The 12,043-nt window shown below is 62.8% G+C and carries 9 protein-coding genes; 7 read left to right on the top strand and 2 right to left on the bottom strand.

Annotated elements, in window-relative coordinates:
* The first annotated feature begins 75 nt into the window (after positions 1–75).
* Complete coding sequence (gene tyrS / locus THI_RS00410) at positions 76–1,311, top strand: tyrosine--tRNA ligase (RefSeq protein WP_013104237.1); 1,236 nt, start codon at positions 76–78, stop codon at positions 1,309–1,311.
* A gap of 24 nt (positions 1,312–1,335) precedes the next feature.
* Here the strand turns inward: tyrS and THI_RS00405 are convergent, their stop codons facing one another.
* Both THI_RS00405 and uvrA read right to left on the bottom strand, forming a co-directional pair.
* Positions 1,336–1,575: a GlsB/YeaQ/YmgE family stress response membrane protein gene (locus THI_RS00405; protein WP_013104236.1), complete on the bottom strand. Its 240-nt coding sequence runs from the start codon at positions 1,573–1,575 to the stop codon at positions 1,336–1,338.
* A gap of 69 nt (positions 1,576–1,644) precedes the next feature.
* Positions 1,645–4,521 (bottom strand): excinuclease ABC subunit UvrA, encoded by a 2,877-nt coding sequence (uvrA, locus tag THI_RS00400; RefSeq protein WP_013104235.1) that lies wholly within the window; start codon positions 4,519–4,521, stop codon positions 1,645–1,647.
* Between the two features lie 261 nt (positions 4,522–4,782).
* Between uvrA and THI_RS00395 the strand changes: the two genes are divergently transcribed.
* The 6 genes from THI_RS00395 (at position 4,783) to THI_RS00370 (ending at position 11,990) form a co-directional block, all read left to right on the top strand.
* The gene (locus tag THI_RS00395) at positions 4,783–6,045 is read left to right on the top strand and encodes an MFS transporter (RefSeq protein WP_013104234.1); all 1,263 of its coding nucleotides are present in this window, start codon (positions 4,783–4,785) and stop codon (positions 6,043–6,045) included.
* Between the two features lie 104 nt (positions 6,046–6,149).
* Positions 6,150–6,647, top strand: coding sequence for a single-stranded DNA-binding protein (gene ssb, locus THI_RS00390; protein WP_013104233.1), 498 nt, complete (start codon positions 6,150–6,152; stop codon positions 6,645–6,647).
* Positions 6,648–6,783: 136 nt separating this feature from the next.
* Complete coding sequence (locus tag THI_RS00385; RefSeq protein ID WP_050985884.1) at positions 6,784–8,040, top strand: tyrosine-type recombinase/integrase; 1,257 nt, start codon at positions 6,784–6,786, stop codon at positions 8,038–8,040.
* Complete coding sequence (locus THI_RS00380; protein WP_013104231.1) at positions 8,024–9,553, top strand: site-specific integrase; 1,530 nt, start codon at positions 8,024–8,026, stop codon at positions 9,551–9,553. The genes THI_RS00385 and THI_RS00380 overlap by 17 nt, the downstream gene beginning before the upstream one ends.
* Positions 9,550–11,559, top strand: a complete 2,010-nt coding sequence (locus THI_RS00375) for an integrase (RefSeq protein ID WP_013104230.1) — start codon at positions 9,550–9,552, stop codon at positions 11,557–11,559. Before THI_RS00380 ends, THI_RS00375 begins: the two co-directional genes overlap by 4 nt.
* The gene (locus THI_RS00370; RefSeq protein ID WP_013104229.1) at positions 11,556–11,990 is read left to right on the top strand and encodes a hypothetical protein; all 435 of its coding nucleotides are present in this window, start codon (positions 11,556–11,558) and stop codon (positions 11,988–11,990) included. The genes THI_RS00375 and THI_RS00370 overlap by 4 nt, the downstream gene beginning before the upstream one ends.
* The last annotated feature ends 53 nt before the right edge of the window (positions 11,991–12,043 follow it).

The raw sequence follows: 12,043 nt of genomic DNA, 5'->3' as shown, positions 1-12,043 counted from the left end.
TTGCTGAAGCAGGCGCAGCACGGACATAAAGGCGCGAGTCTAACAGCCCGCTTCGCGCATTTTTCGATTCTCCCCATGATGGACTCCAACTCTCCCGTCGAACTTCCCGACGCCGTGCGCAACGCACTGGCCATCACCAAACGCGGCTGCGCCGAACTGCTGGTGGAGGCCGACTGGATCGCCAAACTGACCCGCAGCCACCAAACCGGCCAGCCGCTGCGCATCAAACTCGGCCTCGACCCCACCGCGCCCGACATTCATATCGGCCACACCGTGGTGCTCAACAAGCTCAGGCAGTTGCAAGATCTGGGCCACACGGTCATTTTTCTCATCGGCGATTTCACCTCGCGCATCGGCGATCCGTCCGGGCGCAACGCCACCCGCCCGCCGCTGACGATCGAGCAGATCAAGACCAACGCCCAGACCTATTACGCCCAGGCCAGCCTGGTGCTCGACCCGCAAAAAACCGAGATTCGCTACAACTCCGAGTGGAGCGAGCCGCTGGGCGCCGATGGCATGATTCGCCTGGCCGCCAAATACACCCTGGCGCGACTGCTGGAGCGCGACGATTTCACCAAGCGGTTCAAGGAGGGCGTGCCCATCGCCATGCACGAACTGCTCTACCCGCTGATGCAGGGTTTTGATTCGGTGGCGCTCAAGAGCGACCTCGAACTCGGCGGCACCGATCAGAAGTTCAACTTGCTGGTCGGGCGCGAACTGCAGCGCGAATACGGCCAGGAGCCGCAGTGCATTCTCACCATGCCGCTGCTCGAAGGGCTGGACGGTGTGGAAAAAATGTCCAAGTCCAAGGGCAATTACATCGGTATCCAGGAAGCCCCGGCGACCATGTTCGCCAAGCTGCTGTCCATCAGCGACGTGTTGATGTGGCGCTACTACGAGCTGCTGTCCTTCCGCCCGATGAGCGAGATTGCCGCACTCAAGGCAGAAGTCGAAGCCGGACGCAACCCGAAAGATGCCAAGGTGATGCTGGCCCGCGAACTCGTCACCCGCTTCCACTCTGCGTCCGCGGCCGACGCGGCCGAGGCCGACTTCGCCCTGCGCGCCAGCGGCGGCATTCCCGACGACATCCCCGAAGTGCGCCTGGCCCTGCCTGAAGGCGGGCTGGCGCTGCCTCAGGCGCTCAAGCAGGCCGGGCTGGTGCCCTCCACCGCCGAAGGCGTGCGCATGATCGAACAGCGCGGCGTGCGCATCGACGGCACGGTGGCCGAAGACCGCACCCTCAAACTCGGCGCGGGCACCGTGGTGCTGCAGGTCGGCAAACGCAAGTTCGCCAGGGTGACGCTGGGCTGAGCCGCGCTTCGCCGGGCTGCCGGCTCATTTCACCAGCCGGATGAGCCAGAGCAGCACGATGGCGCCGATGGTGGCCACGATCAGGCTGGGCAGCATGCCGCCGCCGGGAAACAGGCCGAGCAGGCGGAACAGAAAGCCGCCGATGAAGGCGCCGACCACGCCGACCACCAGATCGCCCAGCACGCCAAAGCCGCTGCCTTTGGTGATCTTGCCCGCCAGCCAGCCCGCGATCAGGCCGATGATTAAAAATCCGATAAGTCCCATGCCGCGCTCCTTTGCCCGCAAGGGCGTTTGACGATGGGCGCAAGGTAACAGCGTTGCCGCCGCCTTGTGTTACGCGCCGCGCAGCACCCGGCCGAGGTAGGGGCCGGTGACGCTGTTCGGGTGGGCGGCGATGTCTTGCGGCCTGCCTTCGGCAATGAGGCGGCCGCCGCCCGCGCCGCCATTGGGGCCGAGTTCGACCACCCAGTCGGCGCTGGCGATGACGTCGAGGTTGTGCTCGATGATGACGATGGTGTTGCCGGCCTCGCGCAGCTTGAACAGCACGCCCAGCAGCAGTTCGATGTCGGCGAAGTGCAGGCCGGTGGTGGGCTCGTCGAGGATGTAAAGGGTGCGGCCGGTGTCGCGTTTGGAGAGTTCGAGCGCCAGCTTCACCCGCTGCGCCTCGCCGCCCGACAGGGTGATGGCCGACTGCCCGAGGCGGATATAGCCCAGCCCCACGTCCTTGAGCGTCTGCAGCTTGCGGGCGATGGCGGGCACCGCCGAAAAGGTCTCCAGCGCCTGCTCCACCGTGAGTTCCAGCGCCTGCGCGATGCTCAGACCGCGGTAGGTGACTTCGAGGGTTTCGCGGTTGTAGCGCTGGCCGCCGCACACGTCGCAGGGCACGTAGAGGTCGGGCATGAAGTGCATTTCCACCTTCACCGCGCCGTCGCCCTGGCAGGCTTCGCAGCGCCCGCCCTTGACGTTGAAGGAAAATCGTCCGGCGTCATAGCCGCGCTCGCGCGCCACGGGCGTCTGCGCGTACAGCTCGCGGATGGGGGTGAACAGCCCGGTGTAGGTGGCCGGATTGCTGCGCGGGGTGCGGCCGATGGGCGACTGATCGACTGCGATCACCTTGTCGAGCTGATCGAGCCCGTCGAGGGCCGCGTAGGGCGCGGCCTCCAGAGAGGCGCGGTTGAGTTCGCGCGCGCAGGCGGCGTAGAGCGTGTCGTTGATCAGGGTGGATTTACCCGAACCCGACACCCCCGCCACGCAGGTGATGCGCCCCAGCGGAAAGCGCGCGGTGACGTCGTGCAGATTGTTGCCGCAGGCGCCGCTCAGGGTGAGCCAGTGTTCGGGCGCGGCGTCCTGGCGCGGCTTGCCGCGAAACACGCTGCGCGCGCCGCTCAGATAAGCGCCGGTGATCGAGTTGGGATCGGCCATGATGGCCTGCGGCGTACCCTGGGCGATGATGCTGCCGCCGTGCTCGCCCGCGCCCGGGCCCATGTCCACCACATGATCGGCGCAGAGGATAGCGTCGGCGTCGTGCTCGACCACCAGCACGCTGTTGCCCAGATCGCGCAGCCGCTTGAGGGTGGCGATCAGCCGGTCGTTGTCGCGCTGGTGCAGGCCGATGGACGGCTCGTCGAGCACGTACATCACCCCGGTCAGCCCCGAGCCGATCTGGCTGGCCAGGCGGATGCGCTGCGCCTCGCCGCCTGAGAGCGTGTCGGCGCTGCGATCCAGCGTGAGATAGTCCAGCCCCACGTCGATGAGAAAGCGCAGGCGGCTGCCGATTTCAATCACCAGCCGCGCCGCCACTTCGGCGCGCTGGCCTTCGAGCTGCAGGGTGGCGAACCAGTCGTGCAGCTCGCGCAGCGGGAGATGCGCGAGCGCCTGCAGCCGCTCGCCGCTAATCGTGACGTTGCGTGCAATCGGCCCGAGCCGCGCGCCCAGACAGTCGGGGCAGGTCTGCACGGTGCGCAGGCGCGCGAGTTCCTCGCGCACCGCCGGGCTGTCGGTCTCGTTCCAGCGCCGGTCGAGGTTGGGGATGATGCCCTCGAAGGGGTGCGACTTGACCGTGGGCTTGTTGCGGTCGTTCAGATAAGTAAAGGCGATGGCCTCCGAGCCGCTGCCGTGCAGCAGCACCTGGCGCACCGCCTGCGGCAACTGCTCGTAAGGCGTGTCGAGATCGAAGCCATAATGCGCGCCCAGCGCCTGCAGCATCTGAAAATAAAAGGCGTTGCGTTTGTCCCAGCCGCGAATCGCGCCGCTGGCCAGACTGAGTTCGGGATGGGCCACCACCCGCGCCGGGTCGAAGCGCTCGACCTCGCCGAGCCCGTCGCAAGTCGGGCAGGCGCCGACCGGATTGTTGAAGGAGAACAGCTTGGGTTCTAGCAGCGGCGCCGTGGTGCCGCAAATTGGGCAGGTGGGACGGCTGTGAAACGTGGTCAGCTCACCGCTGTCGGCGTCGAGCGCGCCCACCGGGCCTTCAGACAAGCGCAGCGCCGTCTCCAGGCTCTCGGCCAGACGCTGACGCAGATCGGGGCCGGTCTTGATGCGGTCCACCACCACCTCGATGCGCTGCGGCGGCGGGGCGTCGGCATCGGGCAGGCTTTGCGCATCGACCACCACGCCGTCGAGCCGAAAGCGCACAAAGCCCTGCGCCCGCAGCGCCGCCAGTCGCCCTGCGGCCGAAGCGCCCATGTGCGCCGCAGGCAGCGGCGCGAGAATGAGCAACCGCCGTCCCTCGGGCCAGGCGACGAGCGCATCGACCATTTGCGAAATCGTCTGCGCTTGCAAGGGCTCGTCGGGATGGTTGGGGCAATGCGGCGTGCCTGCGCGGGCATAGAGTAGCCGCAAGTAATCATGAATTTCCGTCACCGTGCCCACGGTGGAGCGCGGGTTGTGGCTGGTGGCCTTCTGCTCGATGGCGATGGCCGGGGCTAGCCCTTCTATCAGATCGACATCGGGCTTTTCCATCAACTGCAAAAACTGCCGCGCATACGCCGACAGACTTTCCACGTAGCGGCGCTGCCCCTCGGCGTACAGCGTGTCGAACGCCAGCGACGACTTGCCCGAACCCGACAGCCCGGTGATCACCACCAGCTTGTTGCGCGGCAGATCGAGCGAGATGTTTTTCAGATTGTGGGTGCGCGCCCCGCGCACGCGAATCAGCGCCTCGGCCTGGGTGCTGGCCAGCGGTTCAAACGAGGAGGCAAGGTCATTCATGGGCGAGGGCGGAAAAAAGTCAACCTGACACTATAAAGCGCCAAGCCACTTCAGGCGAAGCCGGGAAATTCACGCCGAGTAAATTGCGCCAGGCACCGGTTTTGCTGAAACGGTATGTAAACACGGGCACTTCTCGACAGAGTCCGTCACGAATCTGGGCGGCGTTTCAGCGAAAATGTCGCTTAAATCTTGCCGAGCGCTTGTGCATCGCCCTGTTTGTTTCAGGCCCCGCCGTGGCGCGGCCCTCCAGAGTTCCAGACGATGGCTTCCAAATCTTCCCGATCGACCAAAACCACAGCCCCCAAGGACGCCATGACGCCCGCCGAGCGCCGCGCCAGCAGTACGCTGGCGTCGATCTACGGCCTGCGCATGCTGGGGCTGTTTTTCATCCTGCCGGTGTTTTCCATCTACGCCGAGCATCTGCCCCACGGACACGATAAATTCCTCGTCGGTCTGGCGCTGGGCATCTACGGCCTGACGCAAGCGGTGCTGCAGATCCCCTTCGGCGTGGCCAGCGACCGCTTCGGCCGCAAGCCGGTGATGGTGTTCGGACTGCTGATTTTCGCCATCGGCTCATTCGTCGCCGGAGCGAGCGACAACCTCTACCTCATCATCATCGGCCGCGCCATTCAGGGCGCCGGGGCCATTTCGGCGGCCATCTCGGCCATGATTGCCGACTCCACCCGCGACCAGCACCGCACAAAGGCCATGGCCATGGTGGGCATGACCATCGGCTTTTCCTTCATCCTCTCGCTGGTGCTGGGCCCGCCCATCTATCACGCCATCTCGGTGCCCGGCATGTTCGACCTCACCGGCATTCTTGCGCTACTGGCCATTGCCGTGGTCATCTGGGTCGTGCCCAACGTGCCCATGACCACGCACTCCGAAGAGGTGCAGGGCCACTGGGCCAAGGCGGTGTTCACCCCGGCGCTGCTCAAGCTCGACCTCTCGATTTTTGTCGTCAACTTTCTGCAGGTCAGCATGTTCGTGGTCGTGCCGGTGGCGTTGGTGAAATACGCCGGCATTCCCCTGCTGCACCACTGGATGGTCTATCTGCCCGTCACGCTGATTTCGTTTGCCGTATCCATTCCCGGCATCATCTACGCCGAGAAATACGGCTATATGAAACCCGTGTTCGTCGGCGGCGTGGCCCTGCTGGTGCTGACCATGCTGGGCTTTGCCGCAGGCTACAAAAACCCCGTGGCGCTCATCGCCGCGCTGTTCTTTTTCTTTCTGTCCTTCAACCTGATGGAAGCGCTGCTGCCCTCGCTGGTGTCGCGCACCGCGCCTGCCAACCGCAAGGGTCTGGCCATGGGCGTGTACAACACCGGGCAATCGCTCGGCCTGTTTGCCGGTGGCGCGGTGGGCGGATGGCTGTCGCAATACAGCAGCGAAGATGTGTTTTTTGTCGCTGCCGCGCTGGCCGCGCTGTGGCTGCTGGTGTCGTTCACCATCCAGCCTCCGCCCAATCGCCACAAACCCGCCGAGGCCGACGCCGCCTCCGCGCAACCGCAAAACGCCTGAACCCCTAGCCGCACCTCACCCCGGCCGCGAGTGAGGCGGCGGCTGGCGTTATGCTTGCCGCCATCGTCCCGCAGCCCGCGGGACGCCGCAATTCAGGACACCTCATGGCCTCCGTCAACAAAGTCATCCTCGTCGGCAATCTCGGCCGCGACCCCGAAACCCGCTTCGCCCCCAGCGGCTCCGCCATCTGCAACATCACCCTCGCCACGTCGCGCAACTGGAAAGACAAATCCAGCGGCGAAAAGCGCGAGGAAACCGAGTGGCACCGCGTGGTGTTCTATGACAAGCTCGCCGAAATCGCGGGCGAATACCTCAAAAAAGGCCGCCCGGTGTATGTGGAAGGCCGCCTGAAAACCCGCAAGTGGACCGACAAGGACGGCGTCGAAAAATACACCACCGAAATCATCGCCGAAGAAATGCAACTGCTCGGCGGCCGTGATGGCGGGGGCGGCGGCGGTGCAGACGACGAAGGCTACAGCCGCAACCGCGAGGCCGACTCAGGCCGCGCCCCCAGCCGCCCCGCCCCCAGCCGCGCCCCCGCCGCGGCCGCCAGCAAACCGGCGAGCGACTTCAGCGACATGGACGACGACATTCCGTTCTAAATAGCACCTTGTAGACTTTTTGTTGATTGCAGGCTCGCGCTTCGAGAGGACGCGGGCCTTTTTTCTTATCAACACACCGTTTTTGTGTTCTACTTGGAAATCGGCTCAACTACGAACATGCAAGAACGGTGGATAGATGCCGCGGTACATCGCAAAACGCTTCAGGTTTCAAAACGGCGAACATCACTCTGTACTGAAGGGGCCGAATGGCCTTCCTGTACATGCGGTGACCTTGTTCCTGCAAAAGTTCCGCAAACGAGGGCGCGCAGCGAACACCATTCACGCCGTTTGCCAATGCCTGGCGTTGCTGCACCGAGAACTGGACGCCAAGCCGCGACTCGATGTCCTCGGACGCCTGCGTAACGGACAGTTCTTGACGATGCCCGAGTTGGCCCGGCTCGCTGATGTCGCGCAGTACCCCATGAAGGCGCTAGCTCACGAGGAAGAGCAGGAAGCGACACAGCAGGTGGTCAACCTCAAGAGTATCCCGATGCGCCGTAGCAAGGCCGCCGTCGAGGTGGAGGCCGTGGGTAAGGCCAACCACGCCAACCGGATGCGCTACATGGCGGACTACCTGGGCTTCCTTGCCACCTACTACGCTGCGGGGCTTCCTCAGCAGCAGCGCCACCAACTCAACTTGGAAAGTGTGGAGGCCCTGAAAGCCTTCAAGGCGCAGATTCCCAAGGTGACCAAGCGGGCTCAGATGGATGCTCGGGAGGGCCTCTCAAAGGAGGACCAGGACCGATTGCTCCGAGTTGTGCATCCGGAGAGTCCAGACAACCCTTGGCAACGGGGCTTTGTTCGCCATCGGAACTGGGTGATTGTCATGCTGTTGCTCGCGACGGGCATGCGCAGTGGCGAACTGCTTGGCCTGCAAATCAGCGACATCAAACAGCAGTTGTCGAAGCTGGGTGTCCTGCGTCGCGCTGATGCATCGGAAGACACCCGTCGTACCCCGGTGGGCACGAAGACAAACGACCGCGAACTCGAATTGCTTCCCGGCATCATGCGCGCACTTCTGGCTCACATTAACGTGGAGCGCTATCGCATTCGGGCGGCGCGCAGGCACCCGCAGGTGTTCGTTGCTCAGGATGGAAAGCCACTATCTACACGGAGTATTGGGAAGCTGTTCCAACAACTCCGCGCGGCTTGCCCAGGGCTTCCTGTGACGCTGACCAGCCATGTCATGCGACATACGTGGAATGAGCGCTTCTCCGAGCAGGCCGACGAGATGGGCATATCCGAAATCGAGGAGGCGCGGGCTCGCAACGAGCAGCAAGGCTGGACAGAAAACTCACAGTCGGCGCGCAACTACACACGTCGCCACACGCGGCGCAAGGGGCGTGCAATCGCACTGAAGCTGCAGGAGGACCTTGATGTCTCTGGCCATTGAGTTGAAGTCCTATGCTCTCGTGCAAACGGTGCCCGAGCGTGTCATCACGCGTTCAGGCTCGACCTTTGACCCCCGCTTGAATGTATGGGAGTGGTCTGACGGTCCGTTTATCGCTAGGCTCGATTTTGGGCAGCTAATTGCTGGAGCAGAGGCATACAAGCCATCCCTGAAAGCAGCACTTTTGCCCTACGTTCGGGGCCATTCCTCGAGTCACGTGGATAATCTTTTTCGGGCGTTCATCCACTTTATCGACAACTCCCCACGGCGTGCGTCCTGGGTGATTGACGAACAAGCAGTCGCGAACTATGCGGCTACCTTGCGCCCCAACGAAAAATGGCGCCTCGGCACACTCAATGGGCTGCTCCAGAAGTGGGTTGAACTCCGGCTACCAGGCGTAACGGCAGATTGCGCTGCGTACCTCCGAGAGCACAGAAAGCCGGGAAACACCAAGGGGGACGCCGTGCGGACGCGAGACTCCGTCAAGGGGCCCTTCAGCGAGGATGAGTACACCGCATTGTACTCAGCCGCGGACGCCGCCTATGGCCGAGGAGAACTGCCACTGTGGACGTTGCTGCTGACGAGATTGCTATTGGCTTGCGGCGGTCGAATCTCACAGTACGCCTCTCTCAAACTGTGCGACTTCGACCCCAAAGGTTCGACTCTGAAGCTGCCCCAGGTCAAGACCGGGCAGGACCACGCGCGGGCGAGCTTCGTGCCCTTCGACATCTCTGCTCAGACTTCGCAACTCATCCTGGCGCATCGCGACGAGTTGTTGGCGTCCGGAAAAACGGAGAACAGCCCTTTTTTCTCATCTGACCTCGTAATGCCCCGAGGACCTAGAAGACAGATTCGCGCCGAGTCGGACCTGTTCTTTGGGCACTGCACGCCGCATACCCTCTCTCAGTGGTTCATACAGCTGCTCCGAGAAATTGCTCCTCCGACTGCGAGGCTCGACTTCGCGCCAATGCACATCGTCCCGCAACGGTTCCGGTATACCTTCGGGACTCGGATGGCGGAAGAGGGGGCCAGCAAGCTGGTCATCGCGGAGCGTCTCGGCCATGCGGACCTCCAGAATGTTGAGTGCTATGTCTCTGCATCGCCGAAGATTATCGAGAGCTACGATAAGGCGCTGAGCAAGTTCCTAGCGCCACTCGCCCAAGCCTTCAAGGGGCAGGTGGTGGAGGACGAGGCTCACAGCACTCACCGGGGCGCCCCCGGGAGCCGCATTCACGATTTCCGTATTACTACAGAGGGACTGGGCAGCTGTGCTGGTAAGGGTGCCGGATGTGGCTTCAACAAGCCGGTGGCTTGCTACTCCAGCTTCCGGTTCGAGCCTTGGCTCGATGCACCGCACGAGAAGGTGCTGCATCGACTCGAAGCAGAGCGCCAGAAGTGGACATCGGATGACCGCATGGCGGCCGTGAATGACGAGCCCATCCGGGCCGTCAGGGAAGTCATCTCGCTGTGCGCGCAAATCTGGTCGCAGCGAGGTCGTGAAGAGGGGGCAGCGTGAACGCACCTGTTCTTCACTTCACGCCCCGGGCCGAGCTTGAGCCTCACGCTAACCTTGAAGCGTTCGTTGAGCTATGCCGGCTATCCGAAGTCATGGGCGCGCATCGGCAGTTCGACAAAAATGCGTGGGACGACGGCTTCCTGAAGGGGCAAAACAAGGCGAATCGGGTTGTCTTCAGCACACTAGAAGCTGCGAGTGGCAACAAGCCGGAGCCGAGCCTGCCAGAGCCATTCTTGAACTTCGCCAAGGCGGCTGTCATTTACTTACAAGACAAGCGGCCAGTGACGTCGCAAGGCACGCGGATTGCCGCGCTGCGATGCCTTGAAGCGGCGCTACGCCAGCAGTCAAAGGGGTCACGACCGACTGCCGTAGACCCAGTCGTGTTGGACACGGCAGTGGCGCTGGCCAAGCAGCAGGTGTCGCCATCGGTGGCGTACCGCATAGCTGGCCAGTTGGAATACATCAGCGAGTTCATGGCCTCCAAGCAGTTCATCTCTCTGCGCCAGCGATGGAAGCACGGGATGAAGAAGCCACAGGAGATGGATTCCCGCATATCCAAAGAGGCTCTCGAAGCCCGGAAGGGGAAGCTGCCGTCGGCGGCGGCGCTGCGCGCTCTGGCTGGCATATTTCACCTAGCCATTGACCCGCCGGACGTCATAACCTCCAGCATGACCGCCCTGATGGTGTGCGCCCCTGAGCGCATCAACGAGGTTCTGCGGTTGCGGCGCGACTGTCTTGTGGACGGCGACGGCGAGTTCAGGGGCAAGTTGGGGCTTCGCTGGGCTGGCTCTAAAGGGTTTGAGAACACTACCAAGTGGCTGCCTTCCGACATGGCCGGCGTCGCTCGCGAGGCGGTAGACAACTTGATTCGGGTGTCGGCCCCAGCCCACGAGCTCGCGACCTGGTACACGGCCAACCCGACCAAGCTGTTCCTCCACGAGGGCGCAGCACATCTTCGGGGCCAGCGCGTGTTGACCCTGAGTGATGTCGCACTGGTGCTTTGGGGGGACAAGGACTCCGAGAGTCAGGCGAACGCCTGGGCGAATCGGCACGAGCTTGAAAGACAGCCGCTAGAAGGCCGGCGAATCGGATACCTCTTCGACGATGTGGAGCGCGCCATCCTCGGCATGCTGCCGGCGACCTTTCCGTTCATGCCTGGTGCGCCCGAGCTCCGATGCATGGATGCCATCGCGGTCATTCGGACGAACGAGATGCACGCCATCAGGGCGACTTACCTGTGCATGTTCAACAGCGTCGACTACGAGGCCATCACAAGCCGGTTCGGGACTCGGGAAGGTCGACGCTCCATCTTCAAAGCATTCGACTACACCGAGGACGATGGCTCTCCGATTGAGCTCAACAGCCACAGCCTGCGCCACTACCTGAACACGCTAGCTCAGATGGGGGGCTTAAGTAGCACGGAAATCGCAATTTTCTCAGGGCGTAAGGACGTCAAGCAAAACCGGCACTACGACCACATGTCCTCGGAGGAGGTGCAAGCGCCAATCAGCCAAGCACTGAAAGCTGGTTTCACGTCGGAGCTTGAGCCGGTTGATGTCTCAGGGCGGAACTTGATGATGCGCAGCGAATTCAAGGGGCTCGGGCTCACCGCTGCGCACACGACGGAATATGGCTGGTGCCGTCACAATTTCGCGAGCGAGCCGTGTCAGATGTATCGCGACTGCATCAACTGCCAAGAGCAGGAATGCGTCAAAGGTGAAGCGCACAAGGAGGCAAATCTTCGGCAACTCAAGAGCGAGACCGAATATCTGCTGAAGCAAGCCAAGGCAGCTCTGAGCGACGAAGAATACGGCGCTGATGCCTGGGTCAGGCATCAAGCCACGACCTTGGAGCGGGTCACCCTGCTGCTCTCCATCTTGGAGAACCCTGAAGTACCTACGGGTGCCCGTATCCGGCTGGATGTTTCCAGCGCGCCCCTCATCACCGCCGATAACGTGAAACCCATCCGTGTCCTCAAGGGGCGCAAGAAGCAGGCATTGCTATGAAGAAGTATCGTGCACCTGACCTGACTCAGGAACACATTGCCACGGCCCTCGACACGCTCGACACTTGGAGAGGCAAGCTGACGTGGGACCTTCTGCTGGACAGCCTGGAGGCAGCTTGGGGCTATCGGTACTCCCGCTTCACCTTGGCCAGCTATCCCGAAGTGGCCAACGCCTTTGCGCACCGCAAGGATGCCCTGAAGGGGACCCTTCCTGTATCGCGCGGGACTCCTACCGACGAGCGCGTCCGTGCGGCCATAGAGCAAGCTGAGCGGTTCAAAGCGAAGGCCGAACGGTTAGAGGCAGAGAACAGCCTTTTGTTGGAGCAATTCGTTACTTGGGCACTCAACGCGGAAAGCAAGGGTGTCACCATGGACATGTTGAACAAGCCGTTGCCGAAGCCAGACCGTGACCGCTCGAAAGTGGTGAAGTGATGGCTAACGAGCAGCGGGTACTGAATGGCGGGCGCAGCCCATGGATGGGAGTA

It is taken from the genome of Thiomonas arsenitoxydans, from assembly GCF_000253115.1.
GTDB lineage: Bacteria > Pseudomonadota > Gammaproteobacteria > Burkholderiales > Burkholderiaceae_C > Thiomonas > Thiomonas arsenitoxydans.
Note: the sequence above shows the minus strand (reverse complement) of the source record. Positions and strands in the feature narration are given on the sequence as shown.